Consider the following 24,732-nt stretch of genomic DNA (forward strand, 5'->3'; position numbering starts at 1 on the left):
TTTCTCCCCCTTACTGTTCCAAATTTCCTAGAATAGTTAAAATTTGGCGATAGAACGACTCACGACTTTGATCGCCTCGTTTAACTTCTTGATGAATGCCGCCATCTTTGATAAATAAGATTCGTTGGCAATAACTTGCTGAAAAAGGATCATGTGTTACTAATAAAATAGAAACATTATCTTTTTGGTTCAATTCATCCATCGTGTCCAATAGATCACGCGCACTCTTAGAGTCGAGTGCACCAGTTGGTTCGTCGCCTAATAAAATCGTTGGTTGAGTAATCAATGCTCTAGCAGCTGCGACACGTTGCTTTTGTCCACCGGAAATAGCTGAAGGATAGCTATCTAAAATATGGCTAATTGATAAGCGTTCAGCAATTTGTTTGACTCTTTGTTTGATTTCTTTTGGACGAACCCCTTGTAAAGATAGTGGTACGGCAATATTTTCTTGCGCGGTTAAGTTTTCCAATAAATTGAAGTCTTGGAAGATGAACCCGATTTCTTTCGCACGAAAATCTGCCAGTTGATTTCCTTTTAAAGCTGTTACATCTTTTTGATTGATCCGAATACGACCATCTGTTGGTTTATCTAAGGTAGACAAAATATTCAACAAAGTTGATTTACCAGAACCGGATGCACCCATGATTCCGATAAATTCACCTTTTTCCACTGAAAATGAAATGCCCGCTAAAGCTGTCGTTTTCTTTTCATTATTTTTACCATACACTTTTGTTACGTCTTGGATTTCAACAATTTTTTCCATTTTTTACGCCTACCCTTTAGTTAATTTTTCTTGTGCTGCTTTAGGTATTGCTGACTTTTCAACTTCTTCATAACCAGTTACACCTTTATTTTTATTCCAGACTACTTTGAGATACGCATTTTTTCGTAATGGGCGTGCTTGCATCCCTTGAAATTCTAATTCTTTTTTAGCGCCTTCTTTATTAAATCCAGATAAATTATATTGGTAAGTGATCACATCTTGATTTTGCTCATCTTTTTGAACAATTTTTTCACCGTTTGTCGTGATCTGTACATAGTAATCATCTCCGCCCATAATAACAGCATCTGCTATTTTTAAACCTGCTACTCCAATACCCACGACAACCAATAATCCAATCAGAAATTTTTTCACGGTCTATACCTCTCTTTTAACTTGATGAACTTAGTATAGAAAAAAAAGAACGAACATGCCTTAGATTCCTCTGTCAGTCATCTTTCAATATTGTTAGCTTTTATCCAATGAGTCAACCTGACAATAGACTTATTCAATTAAAAAAGAGTGAAGCAAACTTGCCTCACCCCGCTATTTTTCACTTTCAATCATGGGTTATTTTCGATCAGTTAAATCCCCCGTGTTAATTACCGGCTGCGTCCCTTTGTCTGTAATAATCGATACTAATAAGTTGTTGATTAGTTGAACTTTTCGATCATCTGTAAAATTGATTTCTTGACCCGACTCAATCTGTTCCAGTGCCATTTGCGTCATTGTGACCGCGCCTTCAACGATTGTTTGACGTGCAGAGAGGATTGCCTTTGCCTGCTGTCTTTGCAACATGGCACTCGCAATTTCAGTTGCGTAAGCCAAATGGTTCAATCGTGCCTCGATGACCTCAACTCCCGCAACAGCTAGTCGTTCTTGAAGCTCCGTTGCTAATTTATCCGAAACCTCGGTCGTATTTCCGCGTAAAGTAATATCAGTATCATTGAAAGTATCATAAGGATATTGACTTGCAATGTGACGAACAGCAGTCTCACTTTGGATCTCTACAAAGTCTTGATAATAAGCAACATCAAACAAAGCTTTCGCCGTATCCACCACTCTGAAAACGACAACAGCAGAAATTTCAATGGGATTTCCATCTAAGTCGTTTACTTTTAGAACAGAACTATTGAAATTTCGAACTTTAAGTGACACGTTGATTTTATTAGTTAACGGAACGGTTAAAAAAAAGCCATTTTCTTTGATTGTTCCTAAATAGTTACCGAAAAACAAAATAGCTTTTGATTGATTTGGACTGACCACTGTTGCTGAGCTAACTAATAAACAAGCAATTCCCCACAAAACGATGCTTAGAATGATTAATGTTGGGCTAGTTGCTACTGTGCCAAAATAAAACAAGATGGCACCCGCGATTGCCAAAACAACGACACCAACTAATCCAATATACCCATTGATATAGAGCGCTTTTTTCTCATTCATTTTCAATGTCTTTCCTCCTCTTACGTACTAGCATAAACTTTCTTTCCTGACTACTCAGTTATTCTCAGTCTTGCTAAAGCACCTTCTAATTCTAAATCTTTATCTTCGCTAATGAACCATCCCGTTGAGTGCGTTCCTCCCGCAGCTTTTGGTAAATACTCTAATCGGGTTCTAACCCAGTGTTTTTGTTCTGTAAAGTAATCTTCAACTAAAATTTCCAAATACATTCCCGCATTGAGAATGATATTTTTTCGGACAGACTTAAAAATAAAGCGTTCTTTACTTGGATCATATTGTAAAACACCCGTATCTATGATTGGCAATGAGTAATAATCCATCTCCTTTTTTACTTTCATTAAATGGCGAAACATTTCATTATGTACTTGTTCTAATTGACGTCCTTCTGAATTTTTGGGATACTCAATCGTTACTTTTTCCTTATCATCATCATAGTATGATTCGTTCAATGACTTTAATTGCGCATGTAGTTCGAGCATTTTTTCTCGTAGTTGTTCTCGTTGAACATCTTCTGTCTTCATTTTCCCCACCCTAATTCTTCTGCTAAGTTTCAATTTTTCATTTGTCTATACCTATCTTACTATAAGAAAACAACTTAAGCGAAACAAAAAATGATATTGAAACAAAAAAATGTCTCAATATCATTTTACGAAATTTTATTCAGTTTCATCTTCCATATGGTTGTCCATGTGATCCATCTTTTGCTCCATATGATCATTCATGTCTTCCATATCGTCGTCCATTTGCTCATTCATCGAAATATTCTTGTTCATCGTCCATCCATCCAATAAAGGTGTCTGTTCCTTCAACAGTCAATCCTTTTTCCGCATTTCCTTTTTCAAAAGATACGCCTGCTTGTACTTCATTGTTCATTTGGAAAGTTGAATCGCCTATCAATGTTAGTTGATAGCCAGGAACAGCTAAATCCGTCAACTGAACAGAACCATTTTTAGCAACAATCGTGCTTGATTCTGTTAACGCACTATCATAAAAATAAAAATTACTTCCCTCACCAGTAAAGTTTCCCTTTTTAGTTTTCAAACGACTAAAATCAAGCGAACCAAATTGATCTTTGGCTGTCACTGAGTCCGTCGTTAAGCCAATAAAACTTAACCAACTATTTGCATAAGCGTCAACAGTTAGATTTTTTGTTGCAATATCTGTCATCGCTAATCGACTATTACTGCTTTCAATCGTAACATCACTGAGAGACATTTCTTTTGGTACCGTAATCGTTATCTGTGGCTGATTTTCTTCCAAACTAAGCTGAACTGGATATTCCGGCTGACCTTGCGCTTGAATGGCTAATGTTTGATTCTTTAAATCAATTTTTGGTGCATCTGACTTTTCATAACGAGTCGTGACTTCAAAATCAATCCCTTGTCTGATTTTGATTTCTTGGTTTTCTGCCTGAATCACTAATTTTTTGATTTCATTTGCTTTAAATTTTTCTGTATGCTCTTGCATCTCTAATAACTTAGGACCATTTTCCCAAACGATTGTCTTTTGTGCACCTGCCGTATATGTCCCTGCTGCCAAAATTCCACCAAAGAGCATCAAGCCACTACCAATCAATAAAAATTGTTTTAGTTTCATTTCATTCACCTCTCCGTTCCATCGTGTGTTGGATGAAGACCACGGTTAGTAACAAAGCGACGACCGACCCATTTCACAAAACGCATCATCAACTGAGCCAACCATTTTGTCAATCTCACTAAAATCGGAGTAAAAAAGATAGCTGCACCAGTCGCAAACAGACCTAAGCCAACGAAAAACAAACCACTGACAACTGATTGTCCTAAAATCATCAGTCCTGCTAACGCCATAACCACGCCTACTCCTAAAATCACAATGCAAACAACATAGATACTAAAAATAACCGCAAATAATGCGATGACCGAACCAACCAATACAGCAATAAATAGCAATGCTAAAGGAATTAAGATTGGCGATGCAAATAAGCCAAGTAAAATTAACCAAATCAAACGCATTTGTCTTTTCGGACTATTTTGATGAATCTCTTCTTGACCTAAGTCATCTGCTTCAGAAAAATAATTGATCTTCAACTTCAATGCAAACTGTTTAGGTGTGCCATATTCTTCTAAAATTTCATCGACTGTCTTACCTGAATCCAAAAAATACTCTTCGTAATATTGGATCAAATCAAAGCGGTCAGCTTCAGGAATTTCTTGAAGTTCGTCTAAGACTTCACTTAAATATTCATTCATGTCTATTATCCTCCAATAACCGATCTAAAGAGTCTCGAAAAACGATCCATTCATCAATAATTTCTTCTAAATGTGTATGTCCGATTGGTGTTAAGCGATAATATCTTCGGTTTCGACCCTCGAATGGTTCATCATAGGTTTCTAAATATCCTTCTTGTTTCAATCTTCTTAATACGGGATACATGGTAGATTCACTAATTGATAAACTTTCCTGCACAATTTTTGTTAGTGCATATCCATACATATCTTCTCGACTCAATGCTGCTAACACCGTTCCATCAAGAAGAACCGTTGGAATTTGAATATGCATAGCGACACCTTCTTTTACAATATTTTTAATTCCACTATATTATATCAGATATAATATAGTTTGAGCAACGTATTCTAATTTTTAGTTGAGTAAAAAAAAAGAGAAGGTCTTTACACCTTCTCACCAACTAAATTTGGTAGTTTTTTCCATCCACTAATAACCAATTTTTTTGAATAGTTTTCTTCGTACAAACTGATTGTTAGAAAAACATGAACTTTCGCTTGGATAACCACAAACCATACTGTCATCTCACCTGCTAGTATAGCATGGGTATAAATGAAAATACTTTACTTTAAAATAATCTTGTTGTCTTATAAAATTTTTTCTTATTTATTCTGGCTTTTATAATAGAGGCAAAATGATTGTCGTCCACAACCAACTAAAAGGCATTACTACAACCATCGCTGGAATCATGTCAGCAACTGGAAACATTTTGACATGAATCATTCGAAAACCAGTTGCAAGCATCAAAAAGCCACCACAAGCTTTAAAATCTAGAATCATTGCTGGCGTTGTCATTGGAAAAATGAATTTTGCTAATAAAAACAAAGCATAAAAAATAATGAATTGCGGTATCGCAATGACGGAAACTACAAATCCTAAATTACAAGCAAAAATCGTTGCTGTAAAAAAATCTAAAACAGATTTTGAAATCAAAATCGTGTTATCTCCTGTCATTCCTGAATCAATACTTCCGTAAATCCCCATCCCACTTGCACAAAATAGCACAATCACTGTGACTAAGGTATTAATGAACTCTTCATGAGATAAATCAAGCTTTTCACTAGGAAATAATTTTGAAATTGGCTTTTGCATCAAATTTGCGCCTTGATCAATCCGCTCTCCTAGATGAATGACTAGTCCAATCACTGTCCCGATCACTAAAGCAAAAATGACAGGTGGCATATTTTTCATCGGGCCCATCGAATAAATCCCCATCCCCATTGAACAAACACCAAACACCATCATTAGTTGTGTTTTAAATCGATTACTTAATTTCTCTCCTAAAAGACCTCCAAACAGTCCTCCAAAAAAGACCGTTCCGACGTTGATTAATACTCCAGTTGGCATAAAAAAACTCCTTTCTACCTTAACGCGCTTCATTTACTCTTTCAAAGCGTTCCTTTTCGCTGCATTTTTTAGTCTATCAAAGTTTTTTCATTCAACCAATTCAAATTTCATGTTAAAGTATTCATAAACGGAATAGTTAGGAGAGGTTTCCTTGAATATTCAAAAACTTGTTGTCTTTCTTGATCTAGCAAAGACGTTAAGCTTTACTAAAACAGCAGAACATCTTTTCATGACACAAGGAACGATTTCCAAACAAATCATTGCTTTAGAAAAGGAGCTAGACACTCAATTATTTGACCGCACGCATCGAAAAATCGAGTTAACAGAAACCGCACAGCTCATTCTGCCCTATGCGAAAAAAATTGTCGAACAATACCAAGGCATGACGGATGTCTTAGAAATGTATACCAAAAAACAAAATCTCTCTTTAAGCATTTTAACGATTCCTACTATGACCCACTATGCTGGATTTCGTCATATTACTCAATTTTTGAAACTTCATCCTGAATTTTCTATTCAACTCAAAGAAGTTGAAAGTGCGGAAGTCCCTTATTACTCAACTGAACAAATTGATTCAATTATTTTTGGTCGAAATTTTCATGAGCCACCGACAAATTTTGAATGGCTTCCCACTGAAAAAGATTACTTTGTTGCCGTACTCCCAGCTCATCACCCTTTAGCGCATGAAAAAAAATTAAATTTACGTGAACTAAAAGATGAAGCCTTTCTGTTACTTGGACAGCAAACCAATCTTTATCAACCAGTGATTGATCTTTGCCACGAAGTCGGGTTTGAGCCTAACATTGTCTACAACGGGTCTCGAATGGACTTGATTCTCAACATGATTGCAAACGATATGGGCATCTCGATCGTGATGGAAAAAACGGTTAATTATCTATTAAAGGAAGATACGGTACTCGTTCCCATTACACCAAACAGAGAAAGTTTTCTGGCATTCGCTAGAAAACAAGGGGAACATTCTTTAGCCTCAAATACGTTTTGGAAATACTTAAAACAAAATATACAGCTTCTTAGAAGTTAACTTTCTTGTTCAACTTCTAAGAAACTGTATAAAATAGTGTCACTCTATTCGCTTCTCTGATGTCAAAATCATGAGGAGATTTTTGTTAGTTGTTTTGTGTGCGCACTATCTACTCGGACTAAGCATTTTGTGCCACAACCTTTTTCTCAGTGTTCAAGAAGCGCTTCCTTCACAACTTCTTCCACATTTTTCAAACGTATCATCACCGTCGTCCCCACACCTTCAATACTACTGTAGTCAATACGTCCTTGATGCAATTCCAAAATTTTCTTCACTAACGAAAGGCCCAAACCATTCCCCGCATTCTGATGACTCGTATCGCCTTGATAGAATTTATCAAAAATTTTTGCCGAAGTTTCCTCATCCATACCGATACCAGAGTCTGTCACTTCCAATACGATTTCGTCTTTTTTCTGCGTTAGTTTTACCGAAATTTTACCAGTTGGACGATTATATTTGATGGCATTATCCATAATGTTCAACCAAACTTGGTACAAGAGTTCTTCATTTCCAACATACTTCACTTTTTCCAGTTGGATATCCAACTGTAATTGTTCTTTTTCCCACTTCGGTTGTAAAAATAAAATCACTTCTCGAATTTGTTCATCTAAACGAAATTCTTTTTTCTCCATTAGCATATGTTGATTCTCTAGCTTATTCAATTTCAAAACATTTTCTGTTAATTGAGAAAGTTGCGTGATTCCTTCGATGATTCGTTGTAAAAATACCTGTCGTTCTTCGTCTGAAAGATCGGGATTTTGTAATAATTGGACATAGCCTTGGATAGTTGCTAACGGTGTCTTGAATTCATGCGAAACATTTGAGACGAAGTCATTGCGCAAAGTTTCGATGCTATTCAACTCTTGAACCATTACATTGAAATCTTGATACAGTTGCTGAACTTCAGCTACTTTTTGTTGCTCATTCATTTGGATTGTAAAATCGCCTTTTGCTACTTGGCTCATATTTTTTCTTAGTTCACTAATTGGATACAATATCCCTCTACCAACAAACGCAGAGATTCCTGTTCCAACGACTGCACTAAATCCTGCTAAAACCATGATTGGATAAAGCGTCGGCCGTTCTGTTGGTGTCCAAGAACGTTGATTTGCCAACAAATAAACCAATCCTACAAAACAAGCTAGCGTCACTATAATGCACAAAAAAACAATCAGTGCAAAATAGATCCAGAGCTGTGAAAATATTTTTTTCTTCATTTTTTGATAACCGCCTTATATCCGAGTCCACGAATCGTTACAATTTGAAAATCTTGATTGTTTTCAAAACGCGTACGTAAACGTTTCACGTGAACATCAATCGTTCGTTCCTCCGTATTCGTATCCATCCCCCAAATCTCATCCATTAATTGTTGGCGCGTGAATATTTTATTAGGGTAAGATAGCAACTTATACAATAATAGAAATTCCTTTTGCGGTAAAATCATTGACTCCTCTTTACTCGTCACCTCATAGGTTTCTTGATCTAAACAAGTCTCACCAATTATCAGGCGTTGACTATGATTGATCTTTGCTCGACGTAACAAAGCCTCCACCCGCAAGACCATTTCGTTGACGTCTACTGGCTTCGTCATGTAGTCGTCTGCGCCCAAATGAAAGCCCCGTTTCTTGTCCTCAAAGTCATGCTTCGCAGTAATGATCAATACAGGCGTCTCAATCTTACTCCCTCGTAAATTCTCCAACAATGTATACCCATCCATTGCTGGCATCATCACATCAGTTATAATCAAATCAACATGATTATTTTCAAGTTTTTTCAGTGCATCTTCGCCATTAAAGGCGAGAATAGTGGAAAAACCAGCTCGTTTTAACACAGATTGATACAATAATTGTAGATTCTCATCGTCTTCAACAACTAAAAGTCGGTTCATTGCGCTTTTCCTCATTTTTCTAAAAAATTTCTTGAATGTTTCACTCAGTTCATATTCAGTTAACATTCATTCGTTATACTTTCACTATCATTCTGTTATAGTTGTTATTATACAGAATATTTTTAATGAGAGAAGGATGAAGATGCTACAACTAAAGGATATTAAAAAGTATTATAAAGTTGGCGAAACGACAACTAAAGCATTAGATGGCGTTTCCGTTGCTTTTAGACAAAAAGAATTCGTCGCAATTCTTGGTCCAAGTGGTTCTGGGAAAACAACTATGCTAAACGTTATCGGCGGGTTAGATAACTATGATTCAGGCGACATGGTCATCAACGGAAAATCAACAAAAGATTTTAAAGATAGCGACTGGGATGCCTATCGTAATAATTCGATTGGCTTTGTTTTCCAAAGCTACAACTTGATTGGACATCTAGGAATTATTGAAAATGTGGAACTTGGAATGACCTTAAGTGGGGTTCCTAAAGAAGAAAAGCGAAAAAAAGCAGAAGAAGCTTTAAATCGTGTTGGACTTTCTGCCCATATGCACAAAAAACCAAATCAACTTTCTGGTGGACAAATGCAACGTGTCGCAATTGCCCGTGCTTTAGCAAACAACCCAGATATTCTATTATGCGACGAACCAACTGGGGCATTAGATACCGAAACAAGTATTCAAATTATGGAATTGATTCGAGAACTTTCTAAAGAGAAATTAGTCATCATGGTCACGCATAATCCTGAACTAGCTAACCAATATGCTGATCGAATTATTGAATTTTCAGACGGAAAAATTTTAGCAGACTCTCATCCACATATCGAGCGACCAAAAAATGATCAGTTCAATTTGCGCCGTACGAAAATGAGTTTTTGGACAGCTCTAAAACTTTCTTTCAATAATATCCGAACAAAAAAAGGGCGAACGTTCTTAACCTCTTTTGCATCAAGTATCGGAATTATCGGGATTGCGATCGTCTTAGCCTTGTCTACAGGGTTCCAAAAACAAATTGATAGTACACAATCAGAAACAATGTCAAAATTCCCAATCACAATTTCAAAAGTGACAACTAGTCAAACAAATAACTCTGCCGCACTTGGTGCAAGTAAAGCGGACTACCCAAATAAAAAAACAATCACCGCTAAAACTAGTGATGAAGATAAGGCACAACACACAAACAAAATTGATCAAAAATATGTCGATTATGTAAATGATATTGATCCTGATTTAAGTAATAATATTGGCTTTACTCGATCAACGGGAATCAATCTGCTTCGTGAAATTGATGGAAAAGCTCAACCAGTAAGCTTCTCCAATGCGAGTCCTGATAACGACGCTCTTTCTTTTTCAAGCACGATGGCTTCCATGACAGGTGTCGGTGTCTCAACTTTCCCAACACAATTAGCAGCTGATAAAGGAAACTTTTTAAAAGATAACTATTCACTACTTGCTGGTAATTATCCAAGTGCAACAACTGATGTAGTTCTGATTGTCGATGGAAACAATAATACGAATATCAACGCACTAAAAAATCTTGGTTTTGATGTAAAAGAAGATCAAAAATTTGATTTTGATCAAATTATTGGTACTACTTTAAAATTAGTGAACAATAATGACTATTACTCACAATTGCCAACTGGAACATTTATTCCAAATTCTGACTACGACAAAATGTACAATGACTCGACTGAAGAATTAAAAATAGCAGGTATTTTGCGTGTGAAATCATCTTCAACAATGAATCTTTTATCTCCAGGTATTGCTTACAGCGACCAGTTAACAACACAAATTGTTGACAAAAACAAGGATTCTGAAATCGTTAAGGCACAAAGAGATAGTGACACCAATGTGATGACCACTGAAAAACTAGATGCTTCTGCCAAAGAAACATTTATTAGTTACCTTGGTGGTGATAGCTTGCCTTCAAGTATTATGATTTATCCAAATAATTTTGAAGACAAAGATAAAGTTCTTGATTATCTGGATGACTACAACAAAGGCAAATCAGAAGAAGACAAAATCATTTATTCTGACCTCGCAGGTACAATGACTGAATTAACTGGTGGATTGATGGATGCCATCACTTACGTATTAGTCGCTTTTGCAGGTATTTCACTGGTGACAAGTATGATCATGATTAGTATCATCACCTATACTTCAGTAATTGAACGAACAAAAGAAATTGGTGTATTGAAAGCTTTGGGTGCTCGTAAAAAAGATATTACTCGAGTTTTTGATGCTGAAACTTGCATTTTAGGAATTTCTTCTGGTATTTTAGGAATCTTAATTGCTTGGTTAGCTACATTTCCAATCAACAGTATCTTATATAGTATGACTGATTTGAAAAATGTCGCTCAATTAAACCCTGTTCACGCATTGATTTTAGTAGTGGTTTCAACTATTTTAACAATGCTTGGTGGACACATTCCAGCTCGTATGGCAGCGAAAAAAGATGCTGCTATTGCTTTACGCGCTGAATAAATTTATATTTATAAACAAAAAAGCAGCTAAAATCACTAATGATTTCAGCTGCTTTTTATTTCCGTTTTAGCTACTTACAGCTTTGGTATACTATCTTGTCCCTTATACCAAAGTTCTTCTGAAGTATATCGATCGGTTTCGTTCAGCACGACCGTTCCATCTAATTCAATTTCAGTTTTACTCCCAATCCACATATTTGCTGGCATTCCTAAAAGATTTTTGCGTGCTCCTTTGCTGTTTAATTTGAATGCATCTCCGAGGTCTTCAACCCAGTGTGATTTTAAGTATTTTGTCTGACCATTATCAAAATCTACTTTCAAAATATTGGCTACATTTTCCACTTTTATTGCTTTCGGTACTTGCTCTTTCATTTCTACTCCTCCAATCCTTTTTAAGATGTCTCCCATGCCACAAAAAGAAAGCGCTATCCTCCACCAGTTTAACATGTTAGAAATGTTCCTACAATTATTCAAAAAAATAGACTAGAACCTTTACAGGTCCTAGTCTATTTTTCAAACAGTTGGTCAAACAACTGTTTCTAGCATCTATTTTTCTTTCACTTCTTGAATCAATTTGGTAAACGCTTCTTGTTGATAAGCAGCTGTTAATTTTTTGATTAGCGCTTCTTGCTCAGATTGACTCATTTGTGGATTCTCCATCATTGCTTGCTTTAAGCCGTCCTGTACATAAGCTTTTGCTTCACTTTCCATAGTACTTTGACGTTCTTTGGAAAGTTTTGCTAATTTTTCTGCTTGATCTGTATTTAAAGTAATCCAGTCCTTTGGTAATTTAAATGTATTCACACGTTTATCAAACTCATGATTATTATCAGCTATATTAAACCAAAATTTATAATGATCATTCTTGTATACCCAATAAGTCGTTTTTGTGACTTTTTCTGCAGCTCCAGTAGTTGACTCCACTTTGTTCGTTACATTGTCAGTTCCAGTAGCTGTTGGTTTTTTCTGACTTTCTTTGGTCTTATACAAGTAAATCTTTTCAGTTCCATCACCAAGTTCTTTATAAAGTAACAGATTGGCACCTGAATCAGCGCTAGAAACGATTTTTTTCGTTGTTGTTTCCGTCACTCTTTCCATCCCAAAATGGTTAGAAATATTCGCTACAATCAATCCTAAAGCTCCAACAAAAACGGCACCAAAGATCAATGAAAGGACTGTTTGCCATGCTTTTTTGGCAAAAACATTAATCAAAGCAAAGGCAACTAAACTAATAATCAAAATACCAATTATCATGCTTGATCCCCCTTCACTGAAAGTTCTTTAAGTGGTTCTTTTTTCTTTAAGAAGAAAGCAATAACAAAGCCAATGATCCCAAAAATAATCGCTACTACAAATGCAGCATGATAGCCAGATAAAGTTGCATTGATTGCTTGGTCTTTATAAGCCAATGGTGTTGCTTTTAATATTTCTTTGTCAGGTAAATTGTCTTTTGTAACATTGGTCAATACACTAATCAAAATTGCCGTACCGATTGAACTAGCAATTTGACGGAAAGTATTATTGACCGCCGTACCATGACTAATCAAATTATTTGGTAAAGCATTCATACCTGAAGTTGTAACTGGCATCATAACCATTGAGATCCCAAACATCCGAATCGCGTATAAAAGCACGATATAAACGACTGGTGTTGTTTCTGTTAAAAATGCAAATGGTGCAGTAGCGGCAGTTAAAATAAACATACCTGTAATAGCTAAACGTTTTGCACCATGTTTGTCAAAAATCATCCCAGTGATTGGCATCATTGCCCCCATGATCAATGCACCTGGAAGTAACATCAATCCTGAATGAAAGGCTGACTCTCCACGAATATTTTGAATATACAAAGGAACAACCATTTCCGCGCCAACCATCGCCATATTGGTTACTCCAGCTAAAATAGCTGCAATAGTAAATGTTGTTGATTTAAAGACCCGAAGTTCCAAGAAAGGATGTTCTAGACGCAACTGACGTAATGAGAATAAGATAATAAAAAGAACCCCAACAATCAAGAAGCCAATTACTTGGACACTTCCCCAACCTTCGTTGCCTACACTAGAAAATCCATAAAGTAAGCTACCAAATCCGATTGTTGATAATATTGCTGAAAGTAAATCAATACTTGGATTTGACAACGGAATCACGCTCTTCATCAAGAAGATTGCCAACACTAAAACTAATACAACGATTGGAATAATCATCCCAAACAAATCACGCCATTGATAATTATCAATGATGTAACCAGATAACGTTGGGCCTAATGCTGGTGCAAGTCCAATCACAATTCCAGACATTCCCATCGCAGAACCTCTTTTTTCTGGCGGGAATATCGATAACATAATATTTTGCAATAATGGCATTGAAACACCAACACCTGCAGCTTGAATCAAACGGCCAATCAATAAGGTAGAAAAATTAGGTGCGATATAGCAAGTAATTGTTCCAATTAAAAATACCGTCATTGCTGAAAGATATAAACTGCGTGAGCTGAACTTGTTAATCAACCAAGCGGTAATAGGGATCATGATCCCATTCACTAATAAAAATCCTGTTGTTAACCACTGTACATCTGAAGCTGTGATATCAAAAGCTTTCATTAACGTAGGAAAAGCTGTTGTCAACAGCGTTTGATTCAATACGGTACAAAAGGTACCAATTAGTAAAACAACCACTAGTAATGAGCGGTTATATGGTTTGCCGTAAATATCTACGGGCTGTTTTTTACTCATGTGTCTCCTTCTTTCTAATTATTTTTGCGAAATCACTAGAATACTTTATTCCTAATCAGATAGTTTGTCAACCTACTTGACACAAAAGTCAACAAAAGTATAATTAAAGAAAGAAGAAGGTCAAAAGGAGTGACAAAAGTGATTCATAACCACCTCAAAGAACTATTAAAAAATGATCATTTGCTTGTTGGTATCAGTGAACTTAGTGAACTTGTTGGTGTTTCTCCACGTCAATTGCGTTATTGGGAAAAGAAAGGTTTTATTCAATCTGTCGAAACCGATTCCAACGGACCAAGAAAATATCGATTGCCTACAGTTGTTAAGGTTGAAATCATCAAACAGTATCTGGACGAAGGATATACGTTGACAAAAGCTGTTGAAAAAGCAACTGCTCATATCCAAAAAATGCACCATGTTCGCAAAGTTTTTTCAAAATGTATCAAAGAAATCGAGTTGTTCGATCAGCGCTACACAGCAATTTCTTTTGGAGATTTCAAAGAAGATGATTCCCAAATTTACATTATTCATGATGATAAAACAGATGAATTAACGTATAAAATCGTCCCTATAGCTGAGAATGTAGATATTAAGAAATTAGTCAGAGAAGCTTAGTCTTATCCACTCAAAATAAATTTCAATAATTTGGAACACTCATTTTCTTCCTCGACTCAATTTATTTTGAGAATAAGTGAGTGGTTCTTTTTTTTACTCTTTTCCCCCTTTTTCCTCATCAAATACACGTAACTGGTGACTCAGTTCCTTCGTCTGTCCATAAACTTGTTGATAAATTGAATAAATTTTTTGATATACTCGAACATTATCAGTATTTGGCGTTGCTACTTTATGATAACTAACAAAAATTTCTGTACAATTTTCCAGCGAATCAAACCATCCGACTCCTACTGCCGCAATCATCGCAGCACCCATACTTGGTCCTTCTTCAACAGCCAGACCAAAAATGTCTACATCAAAAACATCAGCTTGGATTTGTGCCCATTCTTTATTTTTTGCACCTCCACCAACGGAAATAACTTGAGTAAATGTTTGTTGTAGCATCTCTTCGAGCAATAATTGAATGTCTTTCAAGGAAAAAGTGATTCCTTCAACCACTGCACGCATAAAATGTGGAAATGTATGTTTCGTATCAATCCCTAAAAAACTCCCTCTAATGTGGCCATCAGAATGAGGTGTCCTTTCTCCTATGATATATGGTGTAAAGAGCAAGCCATTCGCTCCTGGCGAAATCTGTTCAATTTCAGATAGCGCTTCTGAAAAACTCTTCTCTTGAGCAAATGTTTGCTTCATCCACTGCAAACTATATCCTGCTGCCAAGGTGACACCCATCAAATAATAGCTATCAGAAACTGCATGATCAAACCAATGAAGTTTTCCAGTAGTTTGTTTTTGACTCTTACCACAAGTCAAAAATACACCTGAAGTACCGATACTCACTAACCCTTTTTCTGAAGAAAAAATCCCCGCACTTAGCGCTGCACAAGCATTGTCTGCCGCTCCAGCCATAACTTTTACTTTTTGATTGATTCTCACATCGTCTAAAGACTCAAGCAGCAACATCCCTACACACTTTGTCGATTCGACTAATGGCGGGAAATATATTGATGGAATGCCGAAGATTTCAGCAATTTCTTCTGACCAAGATCGTTGTTCAAAATCCAACAACAAAGTTCCTGCTGCATCTGAAAAATCCATGTTTATTTTTCCAGTCAAACGATATCTCAAATAATCTTTAGGTAATAAAATATGGCGAACTTTCGACCATATTTCTGGTTCATTTTTCTTTACCCACAATATTTTTGGGAGAGTAAAGCCTTCCACAACTTGGTTTTTTGTAATTTCTAAAAGCTGGTCTCCACAACTTTCCTTAATCTGTTCACACTCCAGACTTGTACGAACATCATTCCACAAAATAGCTGGACGTAATACCTGCTTTTGTTCATCTAATAAAACTAGACTATGCATTTGCCCCGAAAAACTTATTCCTTTTAGATTTTCACTGAAATCTGCTATCTCCACTACAAACCTTCTTAATACTTTTTGTAAAGTAAGGAACCAATCATCTGGATTTTGCTCACTCCAGCCAGTCTTTTTCTGAAAAAAAGAATAACTCTCACTTGCACAGGCTACGACCTCTCCACTTCTATTAGTCACGATTCCTTTTAGTGAACTAGTCCCCAAATCAATTCCTACCACATATTCCATCAAATCCATTCCCTCCTCTGATCACTCAAACAAACAATTTTAATTCCTTTCATCATGTAGTTACGCCTTTTTTCATTTTTGTGTGTCAAAAAAGTAGATTTTTTTACAAAAAAACTGGAACAAACAATGTACGCATCATTTGTCCCATTTTTTTGATTCTATTCAACAATAAATTTTCGATTATCAACTATTAGTTGTTTCACTCTTTTTCTTCTACTAATAAATAACATAGCTGACTCTTTTTTCTTTTTCACACCAAACTTAATCTTGACGTTGTTATGGGATACATCAACTAATTGATATTGTCCGCCTGGCAATTGTTTAAATTCTACTTTACCAAACTGATTACTTGTTGATTCAATCGGTTCACCCTCTCTAAAAACCAATCGTCCTTTTTGCATTAAGCGAAAAGTTGATCCTGTTACTGGTAATTCGGATGTGTTACGTATAATAAAAGAAAAATCAAATGTTTTTTGACTTAATTGATGATGATAAATCAAACGATACACCAAATAAATCAAAAATAGTGTGGCAACAATCACACCAATCAAAATCAAAACATAACGCAAAATTCGCCATTGATTTCCTTTTATTTCACTCACTTTTACGGATTCATTATAAGGAATACGGTAACCCGTAACCAATAAACGGTGAGAATTAACCATGTATGGTGTACAAGTTAACAATGTAACTAGATCTCTGTCTTCTTGAATCGATAATGAAGAAGTATCATCTGGTGTCACCACCTCAATGTTCTCGACTTGGTAAGCTAATTTTTTATCTAAGACTGTCAAAATAAACTGATCCCCAATTTTCATTTCTTCTAAATCAGTAAAGAACAGACGATTGGGTAAACCCGAATGTGCCGAAATAACAGAATGCGTCGATTTCCCACCGGTAGGAAAAGATGTCCCTTGTAAAACGCCTGCACCGATTTCTAAAACATCAGTAGTTGTTTCATCATAAAGTGGTAAATGGATATTGATTTTAGGAATATTGATGCTACCAATTAATTCAGCCTGCACACTTTCTCCCTTTTTTTCATCATTAAAAGGGTCAGAACCAGGATTGAGCCCATTTTTTCGTAAGCGTTCATTTTCCATTGTCATTTTTTGTTGTAAAGAAGCAGTTTCTTCAACTGATTTCTTCTGCGCCTGCTCAATTCTTTTTTGATCAATCAATCCATTCAGCGAATCAACATAAAAAGGATAGAGTGCAATCAGTAATCCTAGGAGGATTACGAATAACAATGTTATTTTTAACAATAATGTTCTAATCTTTTGTTTCCTTTTAAATGGCTTTTCATTTTTCATATGTCCGCCCCCTTTGGTACCCTTTTCATTTATCATTACATAGTTAGTAACCTTTTTCAATAATAGAAAGAAATTTCAATTTTCTTTCAAAATTCTTGCCTCCGTTTTCAATTGGCTTTATCATATAACTAATTCATCCAATTGAAAGGAGCTTTCTATTTGAAAAAAATCAGACCTTTTATGGTGATTAGTTTGATTGCACTTATTTTTGTTCTTCCACATTTATTTACACATAAACTGATCCTTGGCGCAGATGCTTCTTTTCATTATAATCGCTTTTACGAAACAGCTCAGCAAATTAAAAATCACAACTTTCATTACTTTACTTCCATTTATGGTTTCCAGCAAAGTGGTCGGATTGTCAATGCTGTTTACGGTCCATTTTTTGCTTATTTTCAAGGGCTACTTGTCCTGATCTCTGGTAGTTGGTTTCATTACCAAATACTTTCTAATTTTCTTTTATACTTGATAGCTGGTTGCTCTATGATTGTTTTATTGAAGTATGCGAAAGTCCAAGATTCGATTGCTATACCGATTGCTGTCATTTTTATGAGTACTTATTCCATACAATATTGGGCAATCAATCAAGGATTTACTAGCTGGGGAACCGCGTTTTTTCCTTTGTGCTTACTCCCCATCGTTGATTTTGTCGTTAACAAAAGGTTTCCTTTGAAAAAAGTAGCAGTTTCTATAGCTATAATGACCCAGATTCATTTACTTTCAACTATCATGCTTATTTTAATGTATGTACCTTTTTATATCACTTTCTTTTTTTCGCAAACAAATCGTGGAAGTCAATTAATACAACTTGGAAAATCAATTTTACTTTACCTCTGCCTGACTGCAAACGTTTGGGCTAGTTTACTAATTGTCTATACTGGAAATGAAATTTTAGCACCATTCGTTAATAAAAACATGAGCGAAAAAGCGATTGATCTCGGTGGAAGTTATTGGCTACGCTATCCAGGAATCTTTCCTATTATTTTAGCTATAGGCGTTCTGTTATTAATTTTATTCTGGAAAAAGCTAACACTCTTTGAGAAATTACTCTTTGGAACAAGCTTGTTCTTCTTGCTTCTCTCAACCAGTTTGGTGCCTTGGACGACATTGGTAGCAAAAGGTGTCCCTTTTGTTCGTTTGATTCAATTTCCTTTTCGTTTTTTTGTGCCTTTCACGCTACTATTTTTGCTACTCTTTGCATTGGTCTCCAGCCATTGGCATTCTCAGAAATGGCTGAAGATAATCAGTATATTTATAGTGATTATTTGTACTGGTCAAACTGTCCAAACTCTCTCTAGCCACTTAGCCCAGTGGGAACAAACAAAATTTGTCAGCAGACATACTTATTTATTTGAGAATCAAGCCGACACGAGAAAAACATTTTTTAATAAAGATTTAGCAACCAGTTTGTTTGCTTTTCAAAAAACAACACCAGATTATCTACCAATCTATCAAGCAACAACTGCAAATAAATATGATCGTTATAGTCAAGATATTCTAGATAATGAAACAAAATATATCAAGAGTTATTCAAAAGGTGATTTAACTGTTAAATGGAAAAATACGGGAACCGAAACAGTCAAACTACCAATTATTGTCTATGATCGAACAAGATTAGTTCGAAATGGCCATACGATCACAGACTATCAATTAACTGATATTGGCACGCCCATTATCAAGCAGCACAAAGGTATTAACAAAGTGACGATTCATTATTCTCCACCGTTCTATTTTTATGTTTCTCTTGTCATCTGTCTTGTCGCTTGGGGAATTCTATTTTTGTCTCCTATTTATGAAAAATATACGCTTTGGCGCAAAAAAAAGGAATTATTCAAGTAGTTATTGTCCCCTTCAACAAGAAGTCATTCACACATATAAGTTCAACAAGTCCCCTTATGGTTATGTTTCTCAACTACCGTAAGGGGACTTGTTGTTTAAATTATCTAACTTAGTAAAAAGGAACCATTTAAAAGTGACAGTAGTTCTTTCATTCTGAAACGAGAGGTGGATGAATGAGCTTTTAGTTTACTTTCTTCGTTTCTTTCCCAAAACAAGTAAAACTGTGATAATAATCAAGATGATTTCTGCCACGACCAATTCAACATAAACATTTTCTCCAAGAGATACCAAGAATTGATTCTCTACGCTTTCAACCAACTTTTCTTTACTAGATGACGGGTAACTAGCTGAACTCTGTTCTACCTTGTTCTCTTCAGATGATTCATCAATCGTTTCTTCTGTTTTCAGAACATAAAATTTTACTTTACCTTTTGTATCTGTAGCAATCAATCGGTCATGCATTCACTATGTCTCTTCTTCCGATTTATGAAAGCTCCTCTTCATTCAAATTCTTGTCCTCTTTTTAGTTGACTACTAGTATTCACTTGAAAAAAATCATTATTATTTAGAATAAATATTGCCAATGTTAAAACAATAGAATCTCTTATGAATTATGGACGATCTAGAAAAATTGAGATATTTGGCATTCATGAGTCCTACGTATTTTCCAACAATGAGCGCTTACCTCTGTATTCCATTTTATAGATTAAACTTATCCATATGCACAAAAAAAGAAATATCTTTATGTTTATAGATGATTCATATTTTTGCACTCTATAAATGTCTTTTAAAAAATCAGTTATCATGAATAAAATATCACAAAAAACTACCGACTAAAATTTTCTAGTCGGTAGTTTTCATAATAGTTGGTCATCTTTTCATCAACCATGTATTTGTTTAAAATTTAGCGATTTCTATCTCAATTCCAAAGTGATCACTAATGATTGGAGCATTTTCTCCATCAAATACAATTTGATGGGAATAAACAATACTAGTTTCTGGAACAAAAATATAATCAATTCTTAATTTCCGAGTATTCTCTTTCCACCCATCGATTGCTTGCTCTACTGTTGCTTCACCATTCTTTGTTTTCGCTGTGGAATAGCTGTCTATTATTGCAAGTGGACTTTTTTCAACAAGTAAGTAACCTGCTTCTTGCGCTGGATTATTAAAATCCCCAAGTAAGAAAAGCGGCTTATTCTCCGTTAATAATCGTTGTTCTAGCTGTTGCCATTCAAAAGCAAAACCGGAATTTTTATCCTGCCACCAAGAAAAGTGAGTACTTACAACACAAATTTCTTTTCCTTGGAATAACGTATTGCCAATTAGTAACTTTCTCGTTCGATAATCTTGATAGTTACTTGTTTCAGATACGATCATTGCCTCACTTGTCAAAGGATTTTTTGAAAGTAGCGCATTTCCTTCTTCGTAAATATCATAGCCAATATGACTCATGTCCCAACTCCAATAATAGGAGCGTCCTTCCATTGCTAATTTTTTGATTAAACAATAGGCAAAATTATCTTCATGGATACTTTTTTGTCCACTTACTGAACAAAAATTAACAAGGTCACTCTGAGAAACAACAGCTGACTCCACTAGTTGATTCACTTCTTGCAATGCAATGATATCATAGTCTGCTTCCACAATTTTCTCAACTAATTGTTGTAACTTCCGTTCCGCCTCATCTTCTAGCCAACTATGTGTATTTAGTGTGAGCAAATTCATTTATCTGACCCCTTTTTCATTTCACAAGTATTCAATTTAAATGTGGATAGTTCCAATGACTTCATTCTCTTGCACATTTCCAAACCGTGGGATTTCTAATGTTTCAACCTTATCACTGTTCGTGAAAATAACCATAATCGTTGTTTCTTTACCAGCTTTTTCGATAACATTTAAATTCATAGATGCAAGTTTTGTTCCTGCAGTAACTATTTGCCCTTCTTTAACAAAAACTTCAAAAGCCGATTCCGTTAACTCAACCGTATCGATTCCCATATGGATCAAAATTTCAATGCCATCTACCGTTTGTAAGCCCATCGCATGCTTGCTTGGGAAAATACTAATAATCTTCGCATCAACTGGTGCTACCACTGTCTCTTGAGTTGGGACAATCGCTAATCCTTCACCCATCATTTTTTGTGAGAACACAGGATCATCAACATCTTCAAGTGCAATCAACTTTCCTGTTGTTACCGCATGAATCGCTTGTTCTTTGCCTAAAAATGTCGTTTGTGATTCTGTTGAACTTACTAGGTTATTTTTTGGCAAGGGAATAGCTGCACCAGATTGCAACAAATCTTCAATATCAGATTTCAAAACATCCGCTTTTGGTCCATAAACAGCTTGCACCCCATTATCTTTTACAATCAATCCCATTGCTCCAGCACGTTTCCAAGCATCTTCTGTACCGACTTTTTCACGATCATTGACGCTCACACGTAAACGAGTCATACACGCGTCTACTTCACTAATATTTTCTTTACCACCTAATAAATGAATAATTTGAATAACTTGTTCACTTGCTACGCCTTCACCAGCATTTGTTGTCTCTGTTGCATCGCCACCATCATTATCATAGTTTCCATTACGTCCAGGTGTCGCAAAATTGAATTTTTTGATTAAAAAGTTTGATAAGAAATAAGTTCCTACACCAAATACTACAACACACAGAACAAAGTTAAGTAAATCGCCACCTAAACCTGCTTTGATAGCTAGTGGTGTTCGTGTCAATAACTCAATATTCCCAAAAGAGTGTACTCGTAATGGTAAGATATCTGCCATTGCAAAAGCTGCCCCTTGGATAAAAGAATACACGATATATAATGGCATTGCTGCAAACATAAACATAAACTCAAGAGGTTCTGTCACACCTGTCAAGAAAACTGCCAACGCTGCTGAGAAATACATTGATTTATATTTTGAACGTTTGTCAGCATCCACATTACGATACATTGCTAAAGCTAAGCCCATTAAAATACCAGACGAACCAATCATTTGTCCAACTTTAAAACGTGCAGGTGTCCAATTTTCCAATACAAAGGCATATTGTGATGTGTCGCCAGCACCTTTAAGATTAACCAAGTCTGTTGCCCAAGCAAGCCATAATGGATCTTGACCAAATACTTGTGTTCCAGCTTGTGCACCAGATAGAATTTCATACGTCCCACCCAATTGTGTGTAGTTGATTGGAATCGTTAACATATGATGCAACCCAAAAGGTAAAAGTAAGCGTTCAAGTGTTCCGTATAAGAACGGTGCTAAAATTGGTGCACTATCTTGTGATTGAGCGATCCATAAACCAAAGTTATTAATTCCTGCTTGGATATTTGGCCACACAACAGCAAGAATCAAAGCAACAATTGTAGACCATAAAATTACAACAAATGGTACAAAACGTTTCCCATTGAAAAATGATAATGCATCAGGTAATTTTCGATAATTGTAATATTTATTGTAAGCCATCGCCCCAACAAATCCGGCGATAATCCCAACAAAAACGCCCATGTTTAAAGCAGGTGATTCTAAAACACTAGTAAAGAATCCTTTAACCATGATTTTCGTACCAAATAAGGTATGCGTAAATGCTTCTTCATTCGCTAACATATCCGCAGTAACACCAAAAATCGCTCCAGTGATTCGATTGATTAATACAAATGAGATCCCTGCGGCAAATGCTCCTCCTGCACGATCTTTTGCCCAACTGCCTCCAATAGCCAGTGCAAATAAAAGATGTAGATTACCAATAATTGCCCAACCAATGCTCTCAACTACACCACCTGTTGTAACTAACGGTGCAAAATCTGGATTGATCAGTGGCAGTGATTTCCCAATACTAATCATTAACCCTGCAGCTGGCATAACTGCAACAACAACCATTAATGCTTTTCCGAATTTTTGCCAAAATTCAAAACTAAATAATTTCTTCATGCTCTCTCTCCTTTACGCAATCGGTTTCGCTATATTGTCATTATAGCTTGGGTTTTATTTTTTGTAAATGCTTTATTTTTAATCAACGACAAAAAAATTTTCCCTACTTCTTATATTGATTTTTCTCTGTACATCACGTTAGTTTTTGAAAAACAACAACAATCAGTATTTAATCCTTTTTATCATCCTTCAGTCAAAATAAAAAGATTTCTTGAATTATTTTTATTGACTAACGCAATCGGTTGCGTTTATTATGAACGTATCAATATGAATTCACTAGGAGGCAAATCATGAAACAAATCAAACGTCTTTTTCAAATCGATCCATGGAAAATCAAAACAAATCAACTAAATAAAAATGAACTACGCCTACAAGAATCCCTTACAAGTATCGGAAATGGCTACATGGGTATGCGTGGTAACTTTGAAGAAAGTTATTCTGGCGATCACCATCAAGGAACTTATCTTGCAGGTGTTTGGTATCCAGACAAAACTCGAGTTGGCTGGTGGAAAAACGGCTATCCAGAATACTTTGGTAAAGTGATCAATGCTGTGAACTTTATCGCGATGGATTTATTTATCGATGAGCAACCAGTCGACTTAGCAACGCACCAGCCAGAAGATTTTTATCTAGAATTAGATATGAGGAACGGACTATTATCACGCCAATTTACAATCACTACTGACACAAATAAAGTACGCTTTTCTTTTGAGCGTTTTCTAAGTATTTCTAAAAAAGAATCTGCATTTATCCACTTAACTGTCGAAATGCTTGAAGGCACAGGCACAATTGATCTTCGTTCAAAATTAGACGGGGATGTTCAAAATGAGGACAGCAATTATGAAGAACATTTTTGGCTACCGATCGCCGTTGGTTCAAAAGATGGTATCGGCTATTTAACTACTGAAACAATCCCTAATAACTTTGGAATTGAAACTTTTGCCGTTACTTCTGCCGTTCGCCATTTAATCGACGGTAAACTAGCCGTACCAACATATGAAGAAACTGAATTGACTTTATCTGCAACATTTACCAAGACTTTACAAGCTGGTGAATCATTTACGATTGATAAGGAAGTCGTTGTTTTAACTAGCCGTGATGTTGAAAAAGAAAAACAAGTTCAACAAGCAATGGAGATGCTTAATCAGCTTGATCAAACATATGCACAAGAAAAAGCAGATCAAACAGCAGCTTGGGCAAAACGCTGGGAATTGGCGGATGTTATCATCAAAGGTGATGATGAAGCACAACAAGGAATTCGCTTCAATCTTTTCCAGCTATTCTCAACTTATTATGGAGAAGATCAACGATTGAACATTGGACCAAAAGGATTTACTGGTGAAAAATATGGTGGCGCAACTTATTGGGACACAGAAGCTTATGCCGTACCACTTTATCTAGCTTTAGCCAAACCAGAAGTAACAAAAAATCTTTTAAAATACCGCCACAACCAATTACCA

23 protein-coding genes and 1 pseudogene are annotated in these 24,732 nt (G+C 35.8%); 5 read left to right on the plus strand and 19 right to left on the minus strand.

Features of this window, described 5'->3' with window-relative positions; translation table 11 throughout:
• Positions 1-10: 10 nt before the first annotated feature.
• From DOK81_RS11310 to DOK81_RS11350, 9 genes are all read right to left on the minus strand, one after another.
• Positions 11-763, minus strand: a complete 753-nt coding sequence (locus DOK81_RS11310; RefSeq protein WP_206910953.1) for an ABC transporter ATP-binding protein — start codon at positions 761-763, stop codon at positions 11-13.
• Positions 764-772: 9 nt separating this feature from the next.
• Positions 773-1,135: a YxeA family protein gene (locus DOK81_RS11315; protein ID WP_206910954.1), complete on the minus strand. Its 363-nt coding sequence runs from the start codon at positions 1,133-1,135 to the stop codon at positions 773-775.
• A gap of 195 nt (positions 1,136-1,330) precedes the next feature.
• Positions 1,331-2,203, minus strand: a complete 873-nt coding sequence (locus DOK81_RS11320; RefSeq protein WP_206910955.1) for an SPFH domain-containing protein — start codon at positions 2,201-2,203, stop codon at positions 1,331-1,333.
• 50 nt (positions 2,204-2,253) lie between these two features.
• Complete coding sequence (locus DOK81_RS11325) at positions 2,254-2,742, minus strand: DUF5348 domain-containing protein (protein WP_206910956.1); 489 nt, start codon at positions 2,740-2,742, stop codon at positions 2,254-2,256.
• Positions 2,743-2,968: 226 nt separating this feature from the next.
• Positions 2,969-3,817, minus strand: coding sequence for a DUF4097 family beta strand repeat-containing protein (locus DOK81_RS11330; protein WP_206910957.1), 849 nt, complete (start codon positions 3,815-3,817; stop codon positions 2,969-2,971).
• Between the two features lie 5 nt (positions 3,818-3,822).
• Positions 3,823-4,449, minus strand: coding sequence for a DUF1700 domain-containing protein (locus tag DOK81_RS11335; RefSeq protein ID WP_206910958.1), 627 nt, complete (start codon positions 4,447-4,449; stop codon positions 3,823-3,825).
• On the minus strand, positions 4,442-4,759 hold the full coding sequence (locus tag DOK81_RS11340; protein ID WP_067481404.1) for a PadR family transcriptional regulator: 318 nt from the start codon (positions 4,757-4,759) through the stop codon (positions 4,442-4,444). The genes DOK81_RS11335 and DOK81_RS11340 overlap by 8 nt, the downstream gene beginning before the upstream one ends.
• Before the next feature lie 110 nt (positions 4,760-4,869).
• Positions 4,870-5,007 carry a hypothetical protein gene (locus DOK81_RS11345; RefSeq protein WP_206910960.1) on the minus strand — a complete coding sequence of 46 codons (138 nt, stop codon included), beginning with the start codon at positions 5,005-5,007 and terminating at the stop codon, positions 4,870-4,872.
• A 94-nt stretch (positions 5,008-5,101) separates the two neighbouring features.
• Entirely contained in the window at positions 5,102-5,830 is a 729-nt protein-coding gene (locus DOK81_RS11350) for a DUF554 domain-containing protein (RefSeq protein ID WP_206910963.1), read from the minus strand.
• 151 nt (positions 5,831-5,981) lie between these two features.
• Here DOK81_RS11350 and DOK81_RS11355 point away from each other — a divergent pair, with 151 nt between their 5' ends.
• The gene (locus DOK81_RS11355; protein WP_206910965.1) at positions 5,982-6,872 is read left to right on the plus strand and encodes a LysR family transcriptional regulator; all 891 of its coding nucleotides are present in this window, start codon (positions 5,982-5,984) and stop codon (positions 6,870-6,872) included.
• A 146-nt stretch (positions 6,873-7,018) separates the two neighbouring features.
• Here DOK81_RS11355 and DOK81_RS11360 read toward each other — a convergent pair whose 3' ends face one another.
• Positions 7,019-8,089: a HAMP domain-containing sensor histidine kinase gene (locus DOK81_RS11360; protein WP_206910966.1), complete on the minus strand. Its 1,071-nt coding sequence runs from the start codon at positions 8,087-8,089 to the stop codon at positions 7,019-7,021.
• A complete protein-coding gene (locus DOK81_RS11365) occupies positions 8,086-8,760 on the minus strand; it encodes a response regulator transcription factor (RefSeq protein WP_206910967.1) in 675 nt (224 codons plus the stop codon). Before DOK81_RS11365 ends, DOK81_RS11360 begins: the two co-directional genes overlap by 4 nt.
• Positions 8,761-8,902: 142 nt before the next feature.
• On the opposite strand from DOK81_RS11365, the gene DOK81_RS11370 reads away from it, so the two are divergent.
• Positions 8,903-11,239 carry an ABC transporter ATP-binding protein/permease gene (locus DOK81_RS11370; protein WP_206910969.1) on the plus strand — a complete coding sequence of 779 codons (2,337 nt, stop codon included), beginning with the start codon at positions 8,903-8,905 and terminating at the stop codon, positions 11,237-11,239.
• A gap of 74 nt (positions 11,240-11,313) precedes the next feature.
• Here DOK81_RS11370 and DOK81_RS11375 read toward each other — a convergent pair whose 3' ends face one another.
• The 3 genes from DOK81_RS11375 to DOK81_RS11385 form a co-directional block, all read right to left on the minus strand.
• The gene (locus tag DOK81_RS11375; RefSeq protein ID WP_206910971.1) at positions 11,314-11,610 is read right to left on the minus strand and encodes a hypothetical protein; all 297 of its coding nucleotides are present in this window, start codon (positions 11,608-11,610) and stop codon (positions 11,314-11,316) included.
• A 174-nt stretch (positions 11,611-11,784) separates the two neighbouring features.
• Positions 11,785-12,492, minus strand: coding sequence for a DUF4811 domain-containing protein (locus DOK81_RS11380; protein WP_206910974.1), 708 nt, complete (start codon positions 12,490-12,492; stop codon positions 11,785-11,787).
• Positions 12,489-13,967 (minus strand): MDR family MFS transporter, encoded by a 1,479-nt coding sequence (locus DOK81_RS11385; RefSeq protein WP_206910976.1) that lies wholly within the window; start codon positions 13,965-13,967, stop codon positions 12,489-12,491. Before DOK81_RS11385 ends, DOK81_RS11380 begins: the two co-directional genes overlap by 4 nt.
• Positions 13,968-14,105: 138 nt before the next feature.
• On the opposite strand from DOK81_RS11385, the gene DOK81_RS11390 reads away from it, so the two are divergent.
• Positions 14,106-14,579 carry a MerR family transcriptional regulator gene (locus DOK81_RS11390; RefSeq protein ID WP_206910986.1) on the plus strand — a complete coding sequence of 158 codons (474 nt, stop codon included), beginning with the start codon at positions 14,106-14,108 and terminating at the stop codon, positions 14,577-14,579.
• Positions 14,580-14,672: 93 nt separating this feature from the next.
• Here DOK81_RS11390 and xylB read toward each other — a convergent pair whose 3' ends face one another.
• Positions 14,673-16,187, minus strand: a complete 1,515-nt coding sequence (gene xylB, locus DOK81_RS11395) for a xylulokinase (RefSeq protein ID WP_206910978.1) — start codon at positions 16,185-16,187, stop codon at positions 14,673-14,675.
• A 158-nt stretch (positions 16,188-16,345) separates the two neighbouring features.
• On the minus strand, positions 16,346-17,500 hold the full coding sequence (locus DOK81_RS11400) for a class C sortase (RefSeq protein WP_206910981.1): 1,155 nt from the start codon (positions 17,498-17,500) through the stop codon (positions 16,346-16,348).
• A gap of 159 nt (positions 17,501-17,659) precedes the next feature.
• Here DOK81_RS11400 and DOK81_RS11405 point away from each other — a divergent pair, with 159 nt between their 5' ends.
• Positions 17,660-19,339 (plus strand): hypothetical protein, encoded by a 1,680-nt coding sequence (locus tag DOK81_RS11405; RefSeq protein WP_242590014.1) that lies wholly within the window; start codon positions 17,660-17,662, stop codon positions 19,337-19,339.
• Between the two features lie 186 nt (positions 19,340-19,525).
• On the opposite strand, the gene DOK81_RS11410 is transcribed toward DOK81_RS11405, so the two are convergent.
• From DOK81_RS11410 to DOK81_RS11420, 3 genes are all read right to left on the minus strand, one after another.
• Entirely contained in the window at positions 19,526-19,801 is a 276-nt protein-coding gene (locus tag DOK81_RS11410; RefSeq protein ID WP_206910982.1) for a hypothetical protein, read from the minus strand.
• A gap of 435 nt (positions 19,802-20,236) precedes the next feature.
• Complete coding sequence (locus DOK81_RS11415) at positions 20,237-21,067, minus strand: endonuclease/exonuclease/phosphatase family protein (RefSeq protein WP_206910983.1); 831 nt, start codon at positions 21,065-21,067, stop codon at positions 20,237-20,239.
• A gap of 36 nt (positions 21,068-21,103) precedes the next feature.
• A complete protein-coding gene (locus DOK81_RS11420) occupies positions 21,104-23,272 on the minus strand; it encodes a PTS transporter subunit IIBC (protein ID WP_206910984.1) in 2,169 nt (722 codons plus the stop codon).
• 290 nt (positions 23,273-23,562) lie between these two features.
• Here DOK81_RS11420 and DOK81_RS11425 point away from each other — a divergent pair.
• Positions 23,563-24,732: pseudogene (locus DOK81_RS11425) on the plus strand (glycoside hydrolase family 65 protein); the annotation flags it as partial.

It is taken from the genome of Enterococcus sp. DIV0660C, assembly GCF_017316125.1.
Lineage (GTDB): Bacteria > Bacillota > Bacilli > Lactobacillales > Enterococcaceae > Enterococcus_B.

Excerpts from the sequence above, each read along its gene's own strand:
- DOK81_RS11330 (WP_206910957.1), bottom strand. The coding sequence starts at position 3,817 with ATGAAACTAAAACAATTTTTATTGATTGGTAGTGGCTTGATGCTCTTT.
- DOK81_RS11345 (WP_206910960.1), bottom strand. The coding sequence starts at position 5,007 with ATGACAGTATGGTTTGTGGTTATCCAAGCGAAAGTTCATGTTTTTCTA.
- DOK81_RS11415 (WP_206910983.1), bottom strand. The coding sequence starts at position 21,067 with ATGAATTTGCTCACACTAAATACACATAGTTGGCTAGAAGATGAGGCG.
- DOK81_RS11420 (WP_206910984.1), bottom strand. The coding sequence starts at position 23,272 with ATGAAGAAATTATTTAGTTTTGAATTTTGGCAAAAATTCGGAAAAGCA.
- DOK81_RS11400 (WP_206910981.1), bottom strand. The coding sequence starts at position 17,500 with ATGAAAAATGAAAAGCCATTTAAAAGGAAACAAAAGATTAGAACATTA.
- DOK81_RS11320 (WP_206910955.1), bottom strand. The coding sequence starts at position 2,203 with ATGAATGAGAAAAAAGCGCTCTATATCAATGGGTATATTGGATTAGTT.
- DOK81_RS11385 (WP_206910976.1), bottom strand. The coding sequence starts at position 13,967 with ATGAGTAAAAAACAGCCCGTAGATATTTACGGCAAACCATATAACCGC.
- DOK81_RS11380 (WP_206910974.1), bottom strand. The coding sequence starts at position 12,492 with ATGATAATTGGTATTTTGATTATTAGTTTAGTTGCCTTTGCTTTGATT.
- DOK81_RS11360 (WP_206910966.1), bottom strand. The coding sequence starts at position 8,089 with ATGAAGAAAAAAATATTTTCACAGCTCTGGATCTATTTTGCACTGATT.
- DOK81_RS11365 (WP_206910967.1), bottom strand. The coding sequence starts at position 8,760 with ATGAACCGACTTTTAGTTGTTGAAGACGATGAGAATCTACAATTATTG.
- DOK81_RS11335 (WP_206910958.1), bottom strand. The coding sequence starts at position 4,449 with ATGAATGAATATTTAAGTGAAGTCTTAGACGAACTTCAAGAAATTCCT.
- DOK81_RS11350 (WP_206910963.1), bottom strand. The coding sequence starts at position 5,830 with ATGCCAACTGGAGTATTAATCAACGTCGGAACGGTCTTTTTTGGAGGA.
- DOK81_RS11370 (WP_206910969.1), top strand. The coding sequence starts at position 8,903 with ATGCTACAACTAAAGGATATTAAAAAGTATTATAAAGTTGGCGAAACG.
- DOK81_RS11340 (WP_067481404.1), bottom strand. The coding sequence starts at position 4,759 with ATGCATATTCAAATTCCAACGGTTCTTCTTGATGGAACGGTGTTAGCA.
- DOK81_RS11375 (WP_206910971.1), bottom strand. The coding sequence starts at position 11,610 with ATGAAAGAGCAAGTACCGAAAGCAATAAAAGTGGAAAATGTAGCCAAT.
- DOK81_RS11325 (WP_206910956.1), bottom strand. The coding sequence starts at position 2,742 with ATGAAGACAGAAGATGTTCAACGAGAACAACTACGAGAAAAAATGCTC.
- xylB (WP_206910978.1), bottom strand. The coding sequence starts at position 16,187 with ATGGAATATGTGGTAGGAATTGATTTGGGGACTAGTTCACTAAAAGGA.
- DOK81_RS11410 (WP_206910982.1), bottom strand. The coding sequence starts at position 19,801 with ATGCATGACCGATTGATTGCTACAGATACAAAAGGTAAAGTAAAATTT.
- DOK81_RS11310 (WP_206910953.1), bottom strand. The coding sequence starts at position 763 with ATGGAAAAAATTGTTGAAATCCAAGACGTAACAAAAGTGTATGGTAAA.